The sequence below is a fragment of the Mangrovitalea sediminis genome (assembly GCF_002514725.1).
Classification (GTDB): domain Bacteria; phylum Pseudomonadota; class Gammaproteobacteria; order Pseudomonadales; family Oleiphilaceae; genus Mangrovitalea; species Mangrovitalea sediminis.
Genome location: NZ_NTLB01000001.1, coordinates 200,746 through 219,013 on the forward strand (window position 1 = coordinate 200,746; position 18,268 = coordinate 219,013).

General features: G+C 59.8%; 19 protein-coding genes. 9 read left to right on the forward strand and 10 right to left on the reverse strand.

All coding sequences use genetic code 11. The features are described from left to right. The first annotated feature begins 5 nt into the window (after positions 1 to 5). The 4 genes from arnT (at position 6) to CLR77_RS01020 (ending at position 3,353) form a co-directional block, all read left to right on the forward strand. Positions 6 to 1,661 (forward strand): lipid IV(A) 4-amino-4-deoxy-L-arabinosyltransferase, encoded by a 1,656-nt coding sequence (gene arnT / locus CLR77_RS01005; protein WP_097458731.1) that lies wholly within the window; start codon positions 6 to 8, stop codon positions 1,659 to 1,661. After that, positions 1,658 to 1,999, forward strand: a complete 342-nt coding sequence (gene arnE / locus CLR77_RS01010; RefSeq protein WP_097458732.1) for a 4-amino-4-deoxy-L-arabinose-phosphoundecaprenol flippase subunit ArnE — start codon at positions 1,658 to 1,660, stop codon at positions 1,997 to 1,999. Before arnT ends, arnE begins: the two co-directional genes overlap by 4 nt. Continuing rightward, on the forward strand, positions 1,999 to 2,379 hold the full coding sequence (gene arnF / locus CLR77_RS01015) for a 4-amino-4-deoxy-L-arabinose-phosphoundecaprenol flippase subunit ArnF (protein WP_097458733.1): 381 nt from the start codon (positions 1,999 to 2,001) through the stop codon (positions 2,377 to 2,379). The genes arnE and arnF overlap by 1 nt, the downstream gene beginning before the upstream one ends. Before the next feature lie 65 nt (positions 2,380 to 2,444). Then, entirely contained in the window at positions 2,445 to 3,353 is a 909-nt protein-coding gene (locus tag CLR77_RS01020; protein WP_158227092.1) for an ion channel, read from the forward strand. 27 nt (positions 3,354 to 3,380) lie between these two features. Here the strand turns inward: CLR77_RS01020 and CLR77_RS01025 are convergent, their stop codons facing one another. Beyond that, the gene (locus CLR77_RS01025; protein WP_097458735.1) at positions 3,381 to 3,746 is read right to left on the reverse strand and encodes a carboxymuconolactone decarboxylase family protein; all 366 of its coding nucleotides are present in this window, start codon (positions 3,744 to 3,746) and stop codon (positions 3,381 to 3,383) included. Between the two features lie 133 nt (positions 3,747 to 3,879). Between CLR77_RS01025 and CLR77_RS01030 the strand changes: the two genes are divergently transcribed. Further along, a complete protein-coding gene (locus CLR77_RS01030; protein ID WP_097458736.1) occupies positions 3,880 to 5,574 on the forward strand; it encodes a hypothetical protein in 1,695 nt (564 codons plus the stop codon). A gap of 18 nt (positions 5,575 to 5,592) precedes the next feature. Here the strand turns inward: CLR77_RS01030 and mmsB are convergent, their stop codons facing one another. From mmsB to CLR77_RS01055, 5 genes are read right to left on the reverse strand one after another with little or no spacing between them, the layout of a single operon-like run. Next, complete coding sequence (gene mmsB, locus CLR77_RS01035; RefSeq protein ID WP_097458737.1) at positions 5,593 to 6,504, reverse strand: 3-hydroxyisobutyrate dehydrogenase; 912 nt, start codon at positions 6,502 to 6,504, stop codon at positions 5,593 to 5,595. A 57-nt stretch (positions 6,505 to 6,561) separates the two neighbouring features. Continuing rightward, positions 6,562 to 7,689 carry an enoyl-CoA hydratase/isomerase family protein gene (locus CLR77_RS01040; protein WP_097459629.1) on the reverse strand — a complete coding sequence of 376 codons (1,128 nt, stop codon included), beginning with the start codon at positions 7,687 to 7,689 and terminating at the stop codon, positions 6,562 to 6,564. Then, positions 7,689 to 8,471, reverse strand: a complete 783-nt coding sequence (locus CLR77_RS01045; protein ID WP_097458738.1) for an enoyl-CoA hydratase — start codon at positions 8,469 to 8,471, stop codon at positions 7,689 to 7,691. Before CLR77_RS01045 ends, CLR77_RS01040 begins: the two co-directional genes overlap by 1 nt. Further along, positions 8,468 to 9,628, reverse strand: coding sequence for an acyl-CoA dehydrogenase family protein (locus CLR77_RS01050; RefSeq protein WP_097458739.1), 1,161 nt, complete (start codon positions 9,626 to 9,628; stop codon positions 8,468 to 8,470). Before CLR77_RS01050 ends, CLR77_RS01045 begins: the two co-directional genes overlap by 4 nt. Positions 9,629 to 9,639: 11 nt before the next feature. Continuing rightward, a complete protein-coding gene (locus CLR77_RS01055) occupies positions 9,640 to 11,136 on the reverse strand; it encodes a CoA-acylating methylmalonate-semialdehyde dehydrogenase (protein ID WP_097458740.1) in 1,497 nt (498 codons plus the stop codon). A gap of 157 nt (positions 11,137 to 11,293) precedes the next feature. Here CLR77_RS01055 and CLR77_RS01060 point away from each other — a divergent pair, with 157 nt between their 5' ends. After that, complete coding sequence (locus CLR77_RS01060; RefSeq protein ID WP_097458741.1) at positions 11,294 to 12,193, forward strand: AraC family transcriptional regulator; 900 nt, start codon at positions 11,294 to 11,296, stop codon at positions 12,191 to 12,193. 27 nt (positions 12,194 to 12,220) lie between these two features. Here CLR77_RS01060 and CLR77_RS01065 read toward each other — a convergent pair whose 3' ends face one another. Beyond that, entirely contained in the window at positions 12,221 to 13,108 is an 888-nt protein-coding gene (locus CLR77_RS01065; protein WP_097458742.1) for a LysR family transcriptional regulator ArgP, read from the reverse strand. Positions 13,109 to 13,251: 143 nt separating this feature from the next. On the opposite strand from CLR77_RS01065, the gene CLR77_RS01070 reads away from it, so the two are divergent. Beyond that, positions 13,252 to 13,854 (forward strand): LysE/ArgO family amino acid transporter, encoded by a 603-nt coding sequence (locus CLR77_RS01070; protein WP_097459630.1) that lies wholly within the window; start codon positions 13,252 to 13,254, stop codon positions 13,852 to 13,854. A gap of 59 nt (positions 13,855 to 13,913) precedes the next feature. After that, a complete protein-coding gene (locus tag CLR77_RS01075; protein ID WP_097458743.1) occupies positions 13,914 to 14,567 on the forward strand; it encodes a TetR/AcrR family transcriptional regulator in 654 nt (217 codons plus the stop codon). Here the strand turns inward: CLR77_RS01075 and CLR77_RS01080 are convergent, their stop codons facing one another. Together CLR77_RS01080 and CLR77_RS01085 are read right to left on the reverse strand one after the other, a co-directional pair. Continuing rightward, positions 14,568 to 16,031 carry an SLC13 family permease gene (locus tag CLR77_RS01080; RefSeq protein ID WP_097458744.1) on the reverse strand — a complete coding sequence of 488 codons (1,464 nt, stop codon included), beginning with the start codon at positions 16,029 to 16,031 and terminating at the stop codon, positions 14,568 to 14,570. 104 nt (positions 16,032 to 16,135) lie between these two features. Next, positions 16,136 to 16,321 carry a hypothetical protein gene (locus CLR77_RS01085; RefSeq protein WP_097458745.1) on the reverse strand — a complete coding sequence of 62 codons (186 nt, stop codon included), beginning with the start codon at positions 16,319 to 16,321 and terminating at the stop codon, positions 16,136 to 16,138. Positions 16,322 to 16,598: 277 nt separating this feature from the next. Between CLR77_RS01085 and CLR77_RS01090 the strand changes: the two genes are divergently transcribed. Beyond that, on the forward strand, positions 16,599 to 17,123 hold the full coding sequence (locus CLR77_RS01090; RefSeq protein WP_097458746.1) for a cytochrome b: 525 nt from the start codon (positions 16,599 to 16,601) through the stop codon (positions 17,121 to 17,123). A 126-nt stretch (positions 17,124 to 17,249) separates the two neighbouring features. Here the strand turns inward: CLR77_RS01090 and CLR77_RS01095 are convergent, their stop codons facing one another. Continuing rightward, on the reverse strand, positions 17,250 to 18,200 hold the full coding sequence (locus CLR77_RS01095; protein ID WP_097458747.1) for a D-2-hydroxyacid dehydrogenase: 951 nt from the start codon (positions 18,198 to 18,200) through the stop codon (positions 17,250 to 17,252). Positions 18,201 to 18,268 lie beyond the last annotated feature (68 nt).

Here is an 18,268-nt window from a genome sequence, read left to right on the forward strand (position 1 = left end):
CCTGCATGAAATTCAACAAGTGGCTGCTGCCCCTTTTCTACGTCTTTCTGTACCTGATTCCCCTTAATCTCCGACCGCTCTGGATTCCGGACGAAAGCCGTTACGCGGAAATCAGCCGGGAGATGCTGGCTACGGGTAACTGGGTGGTGCCGCATCTGCTGGGCCTGCGCTATTTCGAGAAGCCGATTGCCGGCTACTGGTTCAACAGCATCGGCCAGATGCTGTTCGGTGACACCAACTTCGGTGTCCGCTTCGCCCAGGCGTTCTTCACCGGCCTCAGCGGCCTGCTGATCTACTGGTTCAGTATGCGTCTCTGGCGCCAGGAAACGAAAGCAGTTGCTGCGACGCTGATCTACTGGTCCAGCCTGCTGGTCCTCGGTGTGGGTACCGATGCCGTACTCGACTCGATGATCACCTTCTGGCTGAACCTCGCCATGGTGACCTTCTATCTGGCCTATAGTGCGGAAACCACCCGCGGCCGTCTGCTCGGCTATGCGGCGCTGGGCGTGGCCTGCGCCTTCGGCTTCCTGACCAAGGGCTTTATCGCCCTGGCCGTTCCTGTCATCGTCGCCGTCCCCTTCATGCTTCAGCAACGCCGTTTCATGGAACTGGTGAAATTCGGTCCCATTGCCATCGTCGTCGCCACGCTGATCAGCCTGCCCTGGTCGCTGCGCATCAATACGCTGGACCCGGACTTCTGGCACTACTTCTTCTGGATCGAGCACATCAAGCGCTTCGCCGGCGCGCACGCACAGCACATGCGCCCCTTCTGGTTCTATATTCCGATCCTGATCCTCGGCATACTGCCCTGGACGGGGCTGGTCATCTCCGCATTGCGCCGAGGCTGGCAGGTCGTTTCCCAGCGCCGTGACTACCTGTACCTGCTGGCCTGGTTCGTGCTGCCTATTGCCTTCTTCAGCATCGCCAAGGGCAAGTTACCGACCTATATCCTGCCCAGTTTTGCGCCACTGGCCATGCTGATCGCCTGGGGCGCCGTTGAGAAACTGCAGGACAAGAGCAGCGGCCCGTCCTTCCGAATCAACGCAGCCATCAACTTGATTTTTGGCGTCGCAGCCTGCATTGCTCTGATCAATCTGCGTCTTGGGTCGATGGGGCACCAGCCGGTCTACGGTCCCGGCCAGGAGGGCAAGCAGGCGATTGCGATGGCCATCTTCGCCATCTGGGGCATCATCGGCCTGATCCAGTTGATTCGGCCGAAGCAGCTCTGGCTGCTCAGCGCCTTCTGCCTGTTCCCACTGATGTATCTGTTCCCCTCGGCACTGCCGCAGTCCGTCGCCGACTCGAAGCTGCCGGAGTTTTTCATTCATGACCATCGCGCCGATTTTGCGCAGGCCAGCCGAATCCTGAGTAACGACGTCGGCCTGGCTACCAGCGTCGCCTGGGCGCTGAAACGGACGAACATCGATATCTTCGAAAACAAGGGAGAGCTGACCTACGGTTTGGGTTATGCGGACGCCCAATCGCGTTATGTGTCCAAGGATGCGTTCCCGCAGTGGCTGGCAGAGCATCGCCGCAAAGGCTCGATTGTCCTGTTCTTGCGTGACCGCTCGCCGGAGTATGTGCAAGGCCTGCCCAAAGCGGATGAAGACATCAGACGCGGCAAGTTCACCTTGCTGGTGTATCAGCAGCGCGACTCATGAGCCTTTTACTGGTCCTTGCCGTCAGCCTGTTCACCTGCCTGGGGCAGCTCATGCAGAAGCAGGCTGTGGAGAGCTGGAAGGTGCAACCGACCGGAACGCTTGGCATGCTGACATCGCGCTGGCTCTGGCTGGCCATCATCTCGCTGGGTACCGCCATGTTGATCTGGCTGGTGGTACTGCAGCGACTGGAGGTCAGTGTTGCCTACCCGATGCTCAGCCTTAATTTTGTCTTTGTGACACTGGCGGCCCAGTTCTGGTTCGGCGAGAAGACCACGCCCCGTCACTGGGTCGGCATCCTTTTCATTATGTTGGGCATCGCCCTGCTGAGGGGGACCTGATGCGCGGTTACCTCTTCGCCGGCGCCAGCATCCTGCTGACCACCTATGCCCAGTTAGCCATGAAGTGGGGCATGAGCCACCTGCCGCCCCTACACGACCTGCTGGCCATCCTGTCCCACTGGCAAGCCCACCTGGGCATGCTGCTACTCGTGTTCAGCGGACTGGTCGCTTACGCCGCCTCTCTCGGCTGCTGGATGGCGGCCCTGCACGACCTGCCGCTAAACCGCGCCTATCCACTCCTGAGTATCAGCTACGCACTGGTCTACCTCGTCGCAGGCGCTCTTCCCTGGTTCAACGAACCCTATTCGATGATCCGTAGCCTCGGCGTAGGACTCATCGTCGTCGGCGTCGTATTGATCAATCAGCGCCGTCCCGCTTAAGCTCGACCAACACCAGCAGCCATTCTGATCCACGGCGGCTTATGCCGTCCCTCCTGGAGCCGAGCATGCCAAAACACACGAGCACCGCGGGTAAGCGCGCGCCATACGGCGTGGCGCCTCATGCCACTCCCGTTCGCTCACGGGGCCAACAATACTCGCTACGCGGCGACGCCTACCATATCCTCCTGACGGTGTCCTGGCCGACAGTATTATTGGGCACCGTTCTCCTGTATCTCACCATCAACCTGATCTTCGCGGCCATCTATACGTCGCTGCCGGACAGCGTGGCACGCATTCCCCACCACCACTTCGCCCAGTACTTCTTTTTCAGCGTGCAGACCATGAGCACCGTGGGCTACGGCGAGATGTATCCAGCGACCACTCCTGCGAATCTTGTCATGACGCTGGAAGCCATCGTCGGCGCTCTCTTCTATGCCTTGCTGACCGGCCTTTTCTTCGCCCGTTTCTCCTACCCCACGGCACGCCTGATGTTCAGCCGGGTCGCTCTCATCGCCCCCTACGATGGCGTACCGACCCTGATGCTGCGTATCGCCAACCAGCGACGCAACAACCTGATCCAGGCGGAAGTGTCCGTAACCCTATTGCGGCAGGAGGAAAATCTGGAAGGCTCACAAATACTGCGGATGCACGACCTGCGACTGGTCCGCAGCAGGACACCGTTCTTTTCCATGAGCTGGCTGGTGCTGCATCGCATCGACGAAACCAGCCCCCTCCACGGACAGGACGCAAACGACATACAGGCCTGCGGCGCCCAACTGGCAGTCCTGCTATCCGGCGTCGACGAAACTCTGAACCAGACCGTCCATGCACGAGCGATCTATCCCAGTGACAGCATCCTGTTTGGCCGTCGCTTCGTCGATATGATCAGTGTCAGTCCTGAAGGCGACCGCATCGTCAATCTGGACCGCATCCACGAGACCGTTGCCCTCGCCGGAGAACCAGTCCAGCCGTAGGGCGCATTAACCGGAGGGCAATGCGCCCTACAGGTTGTCCAGCACCTCACCCGCTGCCCGAAACGCCTCCTGCGCTGCGGGTGCTCCGCAGTACACCGCCGAATGCAGCAATACCTCGCGAATCTCCTCCACCGTACAACCGTTATTCAGCGCTCCCCGAACATGCCCTTTCAACTCCTGGGGCGCCTTGAGTGCAGCGAGCATCCCCAACGTCACCAGACTACGCGTCCGCCGATCCAAGGCCTCCCGCGTCCAAACTGCCCCCCAGCAATGGTCGTTGATAAAGTCCTGCAGGGGTTGGGTGAGTTCGTTGGCGTTATTCAGGGAACGGTCGACATACTCGTCGCCCATGACTTCGCGACGGACGGTTTCACCTGGGGATTTTCTGGTCATTTCGGTACTCCTTTCACAGAGATATGTCTATAACGGTGGCTTAATTCGGGTATATTAACGACTTTTAACCATAAGGTATCTTCGCTCTTTCCAGAGCCACCATAGTTACGCCATCAACGTTTACGGAAGCGACATGAAAAGGATCTTCTGGCTCTCACTGACAGCACTCTTGCCCCTATTTCTGTCCGCCTGTGGCGGGTCATCTTCAACCTCTCAAGGCAGCATAGCGACAATCACGGCTTCGGGACTGCTCGGCTCTGTAGACATAACACGTCAACTCGGCGCTACCGTCACGACATTGACCGAGAGCCAACCGGAAGAACCAATGGACCTGGGAGATACCAGCGGCCCGGTAACCTTGACCATCAGCGCTGAGCCCGCTTTGCAAGCCTGCTACTTCAAGGGAGTCGGCAAGCAAATCACGCTGCCCAGCTCAGGCGGTGCCCGCTCGCTCCAGATAGTCTGTGAAGACAAGCAGTTCTTCGTCGCGGGGGAGTCTTTCCCGCTCAGCAGCGCAAAGAGCGGCACCCGAAAGCTTTACATCACGGACGGTACCCCGGAGGGAACCAAAGCGTTGACAGCGCAGGTACCAGACATCACCGCATCACCCCATCCCATCAGCAATTACAGCTTACGGCTGGGCAATGCGCTTTTCTTCAAACTGGGAACCGAGTGGGAGCGGAGCGATGGCACCCCTGGCGGCACCATGCCAGCAGCGTGGGGAAGTGCGACAACCGCTGATGTGTCACCTCATGATGGGGCCCTCTACCTCCTTCAAACCCAGGCCGACGGGAGCGCCATCATCACGGCCGTCTACCATCCCGATGACACACCCAGCCTGATCGCCCAACTACCCGATAGCACCTCGCAGCAATACCAATACCTCTACGCTCTGGACAGCGGAGTCCTATTGATTCGGGAAAACAAAACATCTGGCGGCGCCCAGTCGCTGATATTCGTGCCTTACGACAGTTCAGCGACACCCCCACCGCCTTGGCCATATTTCTCCTCCACCGCGGTGGGGCCGGTTGAAACGGGCACCAGCCTTTTCCTTGGAATGGGCAAAAATTCGGCAGGCGTTGGTACACTTTTCATGTCGGACGGTACGGAAAACGGAACGAGGTATATTTCACTCCCGATTGCGCAACCGGAGGAGCCACGCTTTATCGGCCATGTCGGTCATCAGCAGATTTTCGAGATCGACGACAAGACATCAGGCCAGCCCGGCCTCTATGCACTAGACCAAGGAAACTGGAGCACACTCATTGCAGACGCCTGCGCCGGTAAATCCTCAAAGCCGCTTAGCACTCGTTCACTTTCCGGGTCGCGGCTAACCTATAGCTGTGCCGTCACCGACAGCAACGGCGTGATACAGGGAGAGGATGTTTGGCAGGTTCGCGATCTCAACCAATCGACGACACCGATACGACTATTTTCGTATGATCAAGCATTTGATGGTGCCTACTACACGGTTAGCCGACTCATCGAGAGCCACGAGATTCAGGCAACGGAGAGTTGCCCCCTGGCCCCCAGGAGCTGCCAGAAAAACCTGATTTTTAGCTCAGTCAGCCTCACTTCCGAAACATCATCAGGGCTACAGCAGATATATTCCACAACCGCCGAAATAAGCATGCTGGGATATATGCCTTACCTATACAGTCTCTCTGCAGCCAACCGCCAGCCCAGCATCGGGCCTTATCTTTTGTTTAAATCCTACGATAGTGCCCATGGGTGGGAGCCCTGGACGACCGATGGAACCGCTGCCGGGACCCGCCTGCTGATCGACAGCAATCCAGGTCCCAACGACGGTGTCGCTTCCTTTTTCTAGAGCGCAGGGCGTGGCAGATCAGTGACCGCCGTCCACACCCTCCTCAAACAACTGGAGAATACTCGAGAAATCCAGCTTCCCATTCCCCTTTCGGCTGTGGAGCTGGTAGAGGGCCTTGGCGAGGCCGCCCATGGGGGTGGAGGACTTGCTTTGGATGCCGGCTTCGGTGGCCAGGCCCAGATCCTTGTTCATCAGGTCGACCGCGAAGCCGCCCTCGTAACCCCGTGAGGCCGGTGCGTTTTCCATCACACCCGGATAGGGGTTGTAGACTTCCAGCGACCAGTTGCGGCCTGAGCTCTTGAACATGATGTCAGAGAGCACTTTCGGGTCCAGGCCGAGGTTGACGCCCATCTGTATGGCTTCTGCGGTTCCGATCATATGGATCGCCAGCAGCATGTTGTTGCAGATCTTGGCCACCTGACCGGCACCGTGACCACCGGCATGCATGACGTTCTTACCCATATGCTCGAGGATCGGCTTCGCCTTCTCGAAATCGGCGTCGTCCGCCCCGACGATAAAGGTCAGGGTGCCAGCCGCTGCGCCTGCCGTACCGCCGGAAACCGGGGCATCGAGCATGGCAAAACCGGCCGCTTTGGCGACGCCACTGATCTTGCGCGCGGTTTCCGCGGCGATGGTCGAGCAATCGATCAATAGCGGAGACTGGCCTTTGGCCTTCAGTTGCTGGATCAGGCCGGATTCACCCAAATAGACCTTTTCGCAATGGGCGCCCGCAGGCAGCATGGTGATCACCACATCGACATCCGTGGCGGCATCCAATGCGCTGGCCGCGACATTCGCACCTGCCGCCCGGGCCTTTTCCAGGGCCTCCGGCATCAGGTCGAAGACGTTGAGGCTGAGACCTGCCTTGAGCAGATTCAAGGCCATGGGGCCGCCCATATGGCCGAGGCCGATAAAACCGATACGTTGCATGGCTGACACTCCTTTCTTGTTATTGGCCAGTCTGGTTATTGACCAGTGATCCCGGATTCAGTTGCCGAGGTCACGTAAGGGATGCGCGTCTTCCGCCCAGGGGCTCACGAAGAAGCCGTCGACATAGTCTGCAGGCACATCCTCAACGCGGGCGTAGGCCCACTTCGGCTGGTTGTCTTTCTCGATCAGTAACGCCCGCACGCCTTCCCGCATTTCACCGAAGCGGGTACAGCGTACCGACATGATCAATTCGCGGCGGAAGACATCGGCAAGGCTGAGATCCCGTCCACCGTGCAATTGTCGCCAGACCAGGTGCGCCGTCGTCGGGCACCCGTGCGCCAGCGACTTCTGGGCTCTTGCCAGCCAGGTATCCGGCTCGGGGGCGGACAGAATGGCGTTGACCACGTCGATCAGGTTGTCACTACTGGTCACGCGCTGAATCAACTCACGATGATGGGCCACCTGTCCTTCAGGCTGCTCCGCACGATGCGGCGCTGAGCGCTCCAACAACAACGCAGACAGTTCGCTATGGCGGCTCTCTGCCTGATCCCAGACGTGATCGCACAACGCCTGCAGCAAGCTGTCCTTCTCCGAGTGCGGCAGGAAGTGATCGGCCCACCCCAGCTCCAGGGCATCACTGGCGTTGCAATGTGCGCCGGTCAAACCGAGGAACAGCCCGGAACCATCCGGCATTCGATTGAGGAACCAGGTGCCGCCGACGTCGGGATAAAGCCCGATGCTCACTTCCGGCATGGCGATGCGGGCGCTCTCAGTCACCACCCGGTGACTGCAGGCCGACATCAGTCCCAGGCCACCGCCCATCACCACGCCATTACCCCAGCAAATGATGGGTTTGGCATAGGTGTGCATCAGGTAGTCGAGACGGTACTCCCGCGTGAAGAAATCTTCCGCATGCTGGTTGGGGCCACCGTCCGCCTCCACCATGGAGCGATAGAGATGCACGATATCGCCGCCCGCGCAGAAGGCGCGATCGCCACTGCCCTGCAGGAAGACGCAGGCAATCCCGTCGTCATCCTGCCATTGCAACAACCGGGGATAGATCGCGTCGATCATCTCCAACCCCAGGGCATTCAGGGCCTTGGGGACATTCAGGGTAATCAGCCCAATGCGGTGACCGTCAGCGCAGGCGCGTTCTTCGAACAATACAGGTGCGGTATCCGTCATCAGCCGTTCTTCCATTCCGGTGCACGTTTTTCCAGGAAGGCGTTGACACCCTCTTTCTGATCCTGAGTGTCGAACAGGTCGACGAAGAGTTCACGCTCCACCGGCAGCGCCGACTTGGGCGTTCCCTGGCGCGCATGCTGGATCAACTGCTTACAGGCTCGTACCGCAGGCGGACTCTGACGGGCCACTTTCGCCGCCAGTTCCAGCGCACGCTCGCGCACCGTTCCGGTGGGCACGACTTCTTCCACCAGTCCGATCCGCAGCGCTGTCTGCGCATCCACCCGCTCACCCAGCAGGATCATGCGCTTGGCCCAGCCTTCGCCGACCAGCCAGGGCAGGTTCTGGGTCCCGCCAGCACAGGGCAGCAAACCGACAGACGCTTCCGGCAGGGCCATCTGGGCCTGCTCTTCGGCAATACGGATATCGCAGGCGAGAGCAAACTCAAGGCCGCCCCCCATCGCAAAACCGTTGATCGCCGCAATCGACACGCCCTGAAAATCGGTCAGGGCTTCGAAAGCTTCGCCAAAAACGCGGCCCATGGCACGTGCACGTGCCTTATCGCCATCAGCGAACATCTTCAGATCGGCGCCGGCGGAGAAGAATTTCTGCCCGTCGCCGGTCACGACCAGGGCATAGATTTCCTTATCCTGATTCAGCATCTCGACCATGTCGCGCAGCGCCGGCAGGCTGTCGGCATCCCAGGTATTGGCCGGCGGATTGGCGATGGTGATCAATGCGGTATGGCCGATCTTTTCCAGTCGCAGTTTGTCGGTCGTACTCATCGAATCATCTCCAAAGCGTTTTCCATCAATAGACGGCGCCCGATAATCAGACGCATGATTTCGTTGGTGCCTTCCAGAATCTGGTGGACACGGCTGTCGCGCACATAACGCTCCAGCGGGTATTCGCGGATGTAGCCGTATCCGCCATGAATCTGCAGGGCTTCGTTGCAAACATTGAAGCCGGCATCGGTGGCGAAGCGTTTGGCCATCGCACAGTACGCTGTCGCTTCCGGGTCCTTCTGGTCCAGTTTGAACGCAGCCAGGCGCACCATCTGACGGGCAGCAACCAACTCCGTTGCCATGTCCGCCAGCTTGAACTGCAGGGCCTGGAAGTCGCCGATGGGACGACCGAACTGCTGCCGTTCCAGCATATATTGCTGCGCCCGCTCCAAGGCTGCCTGTGCGGTGCCAAGGGAACAGGTGGCAATATTGATGCGGCCGCCATCGAGACCTTTCATGGCGTATTTGAAGCCGTCGCCCTCGGTGCCAAGCAGGTTGCTCGCCGGAATCCGTACATCCTCGAACGTGATGCCCGCCGTCGGCTGGCTGTTCCAGCCCATCTTGGCTTCCTTGCGACCATAGCTGATGCCAGGTGTATCCGCCGGTACCACAAACGCAGAAATACCGGAGGCTCCATTACCGCCCGTACGCGCCATCAACACGAGCACGTCCGTTTCGCCGGCGCCGGAAATAAACATCTTGGATCCGTTGATGACGAACTCATCGCCTTCGCGACGTGCGCTCGTGCGCAATGACGCCGCATCGGACCCTGCGCCCGGCTCTGTCAGGCAGTAGGAGGCCAGCTGTTGGCCGGTGGTCAGTCCGGGACACCAGGTTTCGCGCAGCTCGTCGCTACCGAACGTCGCCACCATCCAGGTCGCCATGTTGTGAATGGTGATGTAGGCGGTGGTGGACGTACAGCCCCGGGACAGCTCCTCGAAGATCAGGCTGCTGTCCAGGCGCGTCAGTCCGAGGCCACCCTCGGACTCTGCGGTGTACAGGGACATGAACCCCATTTCGCCGGCACGACGCAGAACGTCGACCGGGAAAAACCCGGTAGCGTCCCATTCAGCCGCATCCGGCTGGAGTTCCTTTTCGGCGAAGCTGCGGGCGGATGCCTGATAGGCGCGTTGCTCCTCATTCAGGTTGAAATCCATGGAAACCCCGCTCAGCGCATCTGGATGGTCATGTTCGGACCCTGCGCTTCCTCACCATGGTGGAACCAGCGACTGACGACGGTCTTGGTTTCCGTATAGAAACGCACGGCCTGCTTACCGTAGGCGTGCTGGTCGCCATAGAACGAATTGCGCCAGCCGGTGAAGGAGAAGAACGGCAGGGGCACCGGAATCGGCACGTTGATACCGACCTGGCCGACCTGGATATGGTGCTGGAAGTAACGGGCGGCACCGCCGGAGTTGGTGAACAGCGAGGTACCGTTTCCGAAGGGGTTGTTGTTGATCAGTTCAACCGCTTCTTCGATGGTATCCACCTGCATAGCCAGCAGCACTGGACCAAAGATTTCTTCCTTATAGATGGTCATGTCCGGCTTCACACCGGAGAACATGGTGGGACCCACCCAGTTGCCGTCCGGGAAATCCGAGTGACGGAAGTCAGAACCGTCCAGCACGCAGTTCGCGCCCTCTTTCTTGCCCTGGCCAATCAGATCAATCACGCGCTCCCGCGCCCGCACGCTGATCAGCGGGCCATAGCCAGCACTGGCATCATCCCAGGCACCCGGCGTGACTTTACCCAATTCCTCTTTCAGTTCATCAAGCCACTCGATCGAACTGCCGACGAACACGGCCACGCTGATGGCCATGCAACGCTGGCCCGCGGCACCGACTGACGCCCCCACCAGGTTGTTGATGACCTGACGCTTGTCGGCATCCGGCATCACAACCATGTGGTTCTTGGCACCGGTCATACACTGCACGCGCTTGAGGTTCGCAGTACCGGTCTTGTAGATATGCTGTCCGACCGGCGCCGAACCGACAAAGGAAATGGCGCGGATATCGGGATGGTTCAGCAGGTAATCGACCTGTTCGCGGTCGCCATGAACCACCTGAAGAACGCCTTTGGGGAAACCGGCCTCATCGAACAGACGTGCGATCTTCATCGGCGTCAGCGGGTCCTGTTCGGACGGCTTGAGCACGAAGGTATTACCGCAGGCAATCGCCAGCGGGAACATCCACAACGGAATCATCGCAGGGAAGTTGAACGGTGTGATACCGGCACATACGCCCAGCGGCTGCATATAGGAACTGGTATCGATGTCACGGGCGACGTTTTCCACCGTCTCCCCCATCATCAGCGACGGGATGCCACAGGCATGCTCGACCACTTCGATACCGCGCCAGACGTCGCCCTTGGCATCGGCGAAGACCTTCCCGGTTTCGTGGCTCAGGGTCTCGGCGATATCGTCCTGATTGTCCTTGAGCAGTTGCAGGAAACGCATCATCAAGCGGGCACGCTCAGGTACCGGCACTTCCTTCCAGGTTTCGAATGCGGCCTTGGCGCTGGCGACGGCACGCGCCATCTCCGATTCCGAGGCACAGGGAACATCGGCGAGCTTCTGCTGGTTTACAGGGTTCAGGTTGGGCAGGGTCCGTGTGCTGGTGCTATCGACGAACTGGCCTTCCAGATACAGGGGAACACGAGAATCCATGACGATCACTCCGGATTGTTGTTGTCGGATCGCAGCATTCTAGCCACAGTTTTTTCCGGGGTGGGATTGCGAAAACAGACACCCGGATGGACTATATTGCTACAATTGGTGCAGTTTCGATCTTCATCATCGACTTATCAGGCGGACTCTGCAAGCCATGTCACGACCATCCAACTGGCCCCTGCCGCCCGACGGCATCCGTTACGCCCTGCCCGACAGCATCGTCCAGCAGTTGGCGCGACACCCGCTGAGCCGGGATCTGTACCCCCGTGTCTTTGGCTACTACCCGGATGCACAGGGTCATCGCATGCGTCGCGACCGCCACGACGACTATCTCATGATCTTCTGTTCGACCGGCCGTGGCCAACTGGATGTCGAAACGGAACCGGGAACCCGGCAGCGTTTCGACATTCGTGCCGGCGACCTTATCTTGCTATCCCCGGGCCAGTCCCACCGTTACGAAGCGCACCGGCGACAGCCCTGGACCATCTTCTGGCTGCACTTCAGCGGAGAACTGGCCGATCACTACCTGGAGCATCTCGGCGTCACACCAGCGGCACCGGTCTGCCACCTTGGCGTCGCACCCAAGCTCCTCGCGGAATTCCACGAACTGATGGCGCCCCGGCTTTCGGGTAACCGGATCAACACCCTGATTCATCAATCCCTCGCCCTGAAGGAACTGCTCGGTTACTGTGCCCTGCAACGCCGCCGCCAGGACGAGCAACGCACCGGCGCCTTCGATCTGGATACCGTGCACACCTTCATGCAACAGCACATCCGTCAGCCGCTCAGCCTGGAATCCCTGGCGGGCAGCGTTGGCCTCTCACGCCACCACTTTGCCCGTATCTACAAGCAGATGACCGGGGAGACACCGATTCAGCATTTCCTGCAACTGAAGATGCAGCATGCCTGCTTCCTGCTCGAAGTCAGCGACCGCCAGGTGCAGGATGTGGCCCAGGAGCTGGGGTACGAAGACGCCTACTATTTCTCACGCCTGTTCAAGCGCATTATCGGCCTCGCGCCCGACCATTACCGGCGGACGCGCCTGCAGCATTAAAAGGCACCACCTCGGGGCCGGGCTCTACTATTCCGGCATCACCAGCAAAGCAGGCACACGCTGCACCAGGGTTCGGGTCAGTTCATCCAGCAACTCCCCACCGTGGCGCCAGTAATGCCAATACAAGGGCACGCTCAATGCCCCCTCCGGCGCAACATCCACCAGGCGGCCGCTGGCCAACGGCTTCGCGGCCTGAATTTCCGGGATAAAGCCATAGCCGAGTCCCGCCTCCGCGAAACGGACAAAACCTTCCGACGACGGGCACAGGTGAAACGGGAAAGGGTCGTGAAAATCGAGGCCGCGCAAAAACCGTGCGTGCAGTTGATCGTTGGGGCCATAGATAACCGCCGGAGCCTGGGCAATGGCAGCGGGAGTCAGACCATCGGGGAAGTAACGCCGCACATAGGACGGACTCGCCAGTCCCCGATAGATCATGGCGCCCAGCGGCACCACTCTCGCCCCCTGCACCGGGCGTTCGCCACTGCAGAGGCAGGCGGCGACTTCGCCATCGCGCATGCGCTGCAGGCCGACATCCTGATCCTCAATAACCAATTCCATCAGGAGATCATTGTTTACCGCAAAATCGCCTATCGCCTCTGCCCACCAAGTTGCCACGCTGTCGGCGTTAATGGCGATACGCAGCCGGTTACGCTCCTGCCCCAGGGCCGGCACCCTGCGCTGCAGATCCTGCTCCAGTAACCGCACCTGCTGACAGTGATTGAGCAGACGCTGTCCCAACGGCGTCAACGAAGGGATGCCCGACCGCACCAGCACCGGCTGCCCCAGGCGGGCTTCCAGCAACCGGATCCGCTGCGACACCGCCGATTGGGAGAGACCCAGGCTTTGCCCGGCCCTCTCGAATCCTCCCGTCTCGACAACCGCCGTCAAGGCTTCGAGCAGTTTGTAATCCAACATGGACAACCTCGTCAGATGTCATGAAATTTTCTTATGCAATATTACCTCAATTAATTTATAAAATAGCGCGCGTAACGTTACCTTAGGTGCCTCGAAACACGTGACGCACATGGGAAGAAACAGGAGGGGGCATGGATCAGGTCTTGGGGCAAAGTTACTGGAACGGCTTGACACTGTGCGGCAGCCTGATCGTGGCTATCGGTGCGCAAAATGCTTACCTGCTGGCACAAAGCCTGCGCCGCGAACACCATCTGGCCATCGCAGCCCTGTGCATCCTGTTTGATGCCATCCTGATCACCGCAGGCGTTGCCGGAGCCGCCACGCTGGCCACTCACTGGTCCTGGCTCCCCGAAGTGCTGCGCTGGGCCGGTGTGGCCTTCCTCATGGGCTACGGCTTACAGGCCGGTTATCGCGCGCTCTTCCAACAGGAGGGGCTCAATGACCTGTCGGCATCGCCGGTCAGTCTGGCCTCCGCGCTCGCCACCACCACCGCCGTGACCTGGCTAAACCCTCACGTCTATCTCGATACCCTGCTGCTGATGGGGTCTGTCGGTGTCCAACAGGCTCAGCCCGGCCATTTTGTCGGCGGCGCCATTACCGCATCCGCAAGCTGGTTTATGTTGCTGTCGCTTGGCGGGGCGGCGCTGGCGCCCTGGTTACAAAGAGCCGTCGTATGGCGCGCCATCGATGCGCTCGTGGCCATCACCATGCTGAGTATGGCCGTGCGCCTCCTTTGGTCGGCTTGACGCTTACTGGCACCGCACGTATGGTCTGCTTTCGCTAACAGAGACTTTTGCAGGCCACAATGGCAAGACCCCGCCGTAGTCAACAGACCCGGGAAGACCTGCTCCGCGAAGGTTCCGCATTGCTCGCCCGCCAGGGCTATCACGGTACCGGACTGCAGGAGATCCTGGCGCGTTCGAATGCGCCAAAAGGCTCCTTCTACAACCATTTCGAGAGCAAGGAAGCCTTCGCGGCGGAGATTATCGACCGTTATATCGATCAGTTGGTCTCGCTGACCGACAAATACCTCGCCCGCGCCGAAGACGATCCCCGCACACTGATTCGTAACGTCTACAGCCGTCTCAGCACAGAATTCGCCAGACAGGGCTGCGTTCAGGGATGCCTGCTGGGCAACCTCGCTGCCGAAATCGGCGCCAGCAATCCCCTCTGCCGTGCCTCCCTGCACCGTGCCTACGAACTCTGGCAATCCCGTTTCGTGCCCCTGTTCGAGGCAGGACAACGTCTCGGCCAATTCCGCCACGATATCGATGCGCAAACCCTCGCCAGCCTGTTCTGGAATGCCTGGGAAGGCGGGATTACACGGATGAAGGTGGAAGGGTCGACGGAGAGCCTGGACACGACGCTGAACCTCATGCTCGACCAATTGATGGCACCGACGGCCAGCAACGGCCCCCTGGATGCCGCAACAGCGGCCACCCGCCCGGCATCGTCCTGATCAGAACCTCAGCACAAATCCCAGCATCAGGTAGCTGAGACCGGTCACCACCACTATCCCCAACAAATTCAGCACAAAACCGGCACGGATCATATCCTCGATGGCCAGGTGGCCTGACGCAAAGACAATAGCGTTCGGCGGCGTCGCCACGGGCATCATAAAGGCACAACTGGCCGCAATGCAGGCCGGTACCGTGAGCATAACCGCCGGCAATCCCTGAGATAGTGCCAGAGCGCCCAGTAGGGGCAGGAAGGTCGCCGCCGTTGCGGTATTGCTCGTCACTTCCGTCAGGAAAATCACGACGGAAACCACTAAGGCGATCAGGCCGATAAGCGGCCAATGCCCCACCACAGAAAGACTGTTGGCGATCCCGCCCGCCAGGCCCGAATGGTTGATGACATCCGCCAGCGCAAGGCCGCCACCAAACAACAACAACACACCCCAGGGAATGCCTTTCGCCGTTTCCCAGTCCAGAAGGAAACGGCGTGCGCGAAGATCCTCCGGCGTCAGAAACAACACCAGTGCGGACGCGACAGCAATGCCCGTATCACTAAGCCAGGGCATTCCCACTTTCGATAACAAGGGCCGGAATATCCATGCCATCGCCGTGATCAGGAAAATCGCGGCGACCCGCCGTTCCCCTTTTCGAAGCGGCCCCAACGCGGCCAATTCCTCACGGATGAGGCCCTGGGGAATGCCGGCGCCGGCCAGCCCGAAGTCCTTGCGCACCAGCCACCACCAGATCACCGCCAACATGATCAGGGACAGCGGCACACCCAACAGCATCCACTGGGCAAACCCTACCGAGATCCCCTGGGTTTCGTTGAGATAGGCCGCCAGCAGAGCATTGGGCGGTGTACCGATCAGGGTTCCGACACCCCCAATACTTGCCGCGTAGGCTATTGCCAGCATCAGTGCTGTCGCATATCGGCGCACGGCGTCCGAGTCAGACGGGTCCAGCATGGCAATCACCGATAAGCCGATGGGCAACATCATGATCGTCGTTGCGGTATTGCTGACCCACATGCTGAGGAAGGCCGTGGCGATCATAAAGCCGGCAATCTGCCGTCGCGGTTTCGCGCCGACCGCCAACAGTATTTTCAGGGCAATACGGCGATGCAGATGGCATCGCTGCATCGCGAGTCCCAGGGCAAAGCCTCCGAGAAACAAAAATATGATGGGATTGGCGTAGGGCGCCGTAACGGACTTGATCGTCCCCAGCCCTAATGCGGGGACCAGCACAATCGGCAACAAGGCGGTGGCAGGGATGGGAATAGCCTCTGTCGACCACCAGGTGGCCATCAACAACATCAGTCCGAGAGCAGACCAGGCTGCCACACTCATATCTGCCGGGGCTGGCAGCAAGACCGTGAGCAGGAACAGCAAAGGCCCCAGAATCAGCCCCAGCACCTGCTTGGTGGGCAGCCCTGACGGCTCGGCATTATCTTCGGCGCTAACCGGCATGCAGCAAGGTATCCTTCATGAGGACGCTTTCTCCGCGCAGCAGACATCAGCGGATGACAGAAACGGCTCGCGATACGAGTCGCAGATAAACACGGAAACAGGAACTAGGACGTACCGCCATGATCCCGTGAAATCAGCGCGGCGATGACCAATCCCAACCCCAAGCCTGCCAGTAATGAGCCGACAAACGCCAGTGCAGAGGCTTTCAGGAAAACCAGCCCGACCCCCAATCCCATCAGGGTTCCACCACCAATCGCCCATGAACTCTTATCCGTCCCTTTGAACGCCATGACGCCCTCCTTTCCCCTATCACGAAAAGGACACTATACGGTCATGCCCATCCTCATCACCTTGACATAGGTCGGGGTATAAGAAAACGGTCGCCCCGTGCCGAAGGCTCCTGGCATTCGCTGTTGTCACCGAATATCCCAACTGCCCGCGCTGACATACTTTGCGACAAAACCCCGGTTTCAGGACATAGGCTCGCGACAAAGTTGCGTTGGAATATCCCAATCAAGACTTCGTCGCGAAGCCGCAATCCTTTTTGCTCACGGGAGATCCGGACCGATGCAACTCATGGACACATCAACCCGCTACGGCGTGACGACACGCCTGATCCACTGGTCGATGGCGCTATTGATTCTGGGCATGCTGGCCACGGGTGCAGTCAGGGAACTGGTGGAACACAGTCCTCTCGAACGGGAGTTGATGGCCTATCACAAGAGTATCGGCATGGCGATCCTGGCCTTGCTGGTTCTGCGCGTGATCTGGAGACGATTCAATCAGGGCGCGGCAGTGGCCTCAGGTGCCGAACGGATATGGGTCAAGCTCGGGCACGGGGCCCTCTACCTGATGATGTTGCTGATGCCCGCCTCGGGGCTGTTACTGGCCTGGGGTAGCGGCCATGGTGCCAGCTTTTTCGGCCTTCCCGTTATCGCCCCTGGCGCCAAGCTGGAATGGGCCCACGAATTAGGTGAGGAAATGCACGAAGTCGGCCAGTTCCTGTTATGGGCCTTGATCGCAGGGCACGTCGGTGCAGCCCTCTACCACCGGTTCTTCAAGCGCGACGACGTGATGCAACGCATGCTCTGACGCTCGGTAACCCGCTGTTCTTCTGCTCTCCTGCCCCCCAGGAGTTTGGCGCGGACACTCTCTCCGCGCCCTTTGTCATGCTGTCACACCAGCGGGTTGCCCGACGTAATTTTCAAGCTCGAACGACTAGTAACCCCGCTCGAAATCCACCAGATGCTCCAGCGCTTCTCCCCGGCAATAATGCTCGTAATTCACCAGGAACAACCGCACGATATCCGCCGGGAAGCTGCGGGCTGCATTGTGGGGCGTAACCGTCGCATTGGGTAGCCGCCAAAGGGGATTACCCAACGGCAAAGGCTCCGTTTCGAAGACATCCAGCACCGCGTGGCGCAGACGCCCACGACGCAGGGCCGCAATCAACGCCTCCTCGTCGACAGCATCGCCGCGCCCCACATTGATCAGCGTCGCCTCGGCATTGAGCTCGGCCAACGCCGCCGCATCGATCAAGTGATGGGTTGCCGCGGTTTGCGGTAACGCCAGGACCAGATAATCCAATTGCGCCAGGAAGTCGTGCAACCGGTCACCCGAGTAAACCCGGTCCACCTCGTCGCAGGTGCCGTCGCTTCGCCGGTAACCAAGCACCCGCATCCCGAAATGCCGGCCGGTCGTCGCTATATGGCGACCGATGGAGCCAAGACCGCAAATACCCAGCGTCAGGCCACTCAAGCCCCGGTAAGCCAATGGCTGCCACAGGCCATCGGTCTGCGCCTGCCAGGTAGCCGCCAATTGGCGCTCGTTGGCAAGCACATGCAGAAACACATATTCGCTCATGAGCGGACCGAATACATCGCGAACCCCTGTGAGCTGATAATCCCGCCGCAGCCCCGGACGGCACAGCGGCTCGACGCCGGCGAATGTCGACTGGACCCACTTCAGATGCGTTGCCTGCGGCAGGATCTCAGCCACCAGCGACGGGTTACCCAGCACGACATCGCAATCGGTCACCAAGGACTCCGCGCCCTCCACCGTCGTTGCGTAACTCAGCTCGGCATGGGCCGGCAAGGCCGCTTGCAGCCGCTCGACATAGTCTCCAGCGTCAGCACTGACAACCAGTATCCGGTGTTGCTGCACTGCCATAGTGTTCTCCCTCCATCTTGCCGCGAAACCGCAGGCGCCCTGACCGCTGAAAGGCTCCGTTGACCAGG

What these genes read in the sequence shown, in the direction of transcription:
- arnT (WP_097458731.1), top strand. Translation starts at nt 6, where the DNA reads ATGAAATTCAACAAGTGGCTGCTGCCCCTTTTCTACGTCTTTCTGTAC.
- arnE (WP_097458732.1), top strand. Translation starts at nt 1,658, where the DNA reads ATGAGCCTTTTACTGGTCCTTGCCGTCAGCCTGTTCACCTGCCTGGGG.
- arnF (WP_097458733.1), top strand. Translation starts at nt 1,999, where the DNA reads ATGCGCGGTTACCTCTTCGCCGGCGCCAGCATCCTGCTGACCACCTAT.
- CLR77_RS01020 (WP_158227092.1), top strand. Translation starts at nt 2,445, where the DNA reads ATGCCAAAACACACGAGCACCGCGGGTAAGCGCGCGCCATACGGCGTG.
- CLR77_RS01025 (WP_097458735.1), bottom strand. Translation starts at nt 3,746, where the DNA reads ATGACCAGAAAATCCCCAGGTGAAACCGTCCGTCGCGAAGTCATGGGC.
- CLR77_RS01030 (WP_097458736.1), top strand. Translation starts at nt 3,880, where the DNA reads ATGAAAAGGATCTTCTGGCTCTCACTGACAGCACTCTTGCCCCTATTT.
- mmsB (WP_097458737.1), bottom strand. Translation starts at nt 6,504, where the DNA reads ATGCAACGTATCGGTTTTATCGGCCTCGGCCATATGGGCGGCCCCATG.
- CLR77_RS01040 (WP_097459629.1), bottom strand. Translation starts at nt 7,689, where the DNA reads ATGACGGATACCGCACCTGTATTGTTCGAAGAACGCGCCTGCGCTGAC.
- CLR77_RS01045 (WP_097458738.1), bottom strand. Translation starts at nt 8,471, where the DNA reads ATGAGTACGACCGACAAACTGCGACTGGAAAAGATCGGCCATACCGCA.
- CLR77_RS01050 (WP_097458739.1), bottom strand. Translation starts at nt 9,628, where the DNA reads ATGGATTTCAACCTGAATGAGGAGCAACGCGCCTATCAGGCATCCGCC.
- CLR77_RS01055 (WP_097458740.1), bottom strand. Translation starts at nt 11,136, where the DNA reads ATGGATTCTCGTGTTCCCCTGTATCTGGAAGGCCAGTTCGTCGATAGC.
- CLR77_RS01060 (WP_097458741.1), top strand. Translation starts at nt 11,294, where the DNA reads ATGTCACGACCATCCAACTGGCCCCTGCCGCCCGACGGCATCCGTTAC.
- CLR77_RS01065 (WP_097458742.1), bottom strand. Translation starts at nt 13,108, where the DNA reads ATGTTGGATTACAAACTGCTCGAAGCCTTGACGGCGGTTGTCGAGACG.
- CLR77_RS01075 (WP_097458743.1), top strand. Translation starts at nt 13,914, where the DNA reads ATGGCAAGACCCCGCCGTAGTCAACAGACCCGGGAAGACCTGCTCCGC.
- CLR77_RS01080 (WP_097458744.1), bottom strand. Translation starts at nt 16,031, where the DNA reads ATGCCGGTTAGCGCCGAAGATAATGCCGAGCCGTCAGGGCTGCCCACC.
- CLR77_RS01085 (WP_097458745.1), bottom strand. Translation starts at nt 16,321, where the DNA reads ATGGCGTTCAAAGGGACGGATAAGAGTTCATGGGCGATTGGTGGTGGA.
- CLR77_RS01090 (WP_097458746.1), top strand. Translation starts at nt 16,599, where the DNA reads ATGCAACTCATGGACACATCAACCCGCTACGGCGTGACGACACGCCTG.
- CLR77_RS01095 (WP_097458747.1), bottom strand. Translation starts at nt 18,200, where the DNA reads ATGGCAGTGCAGCAACACCGGATACTGGTTGTCAGTGCTGACGCTGGA.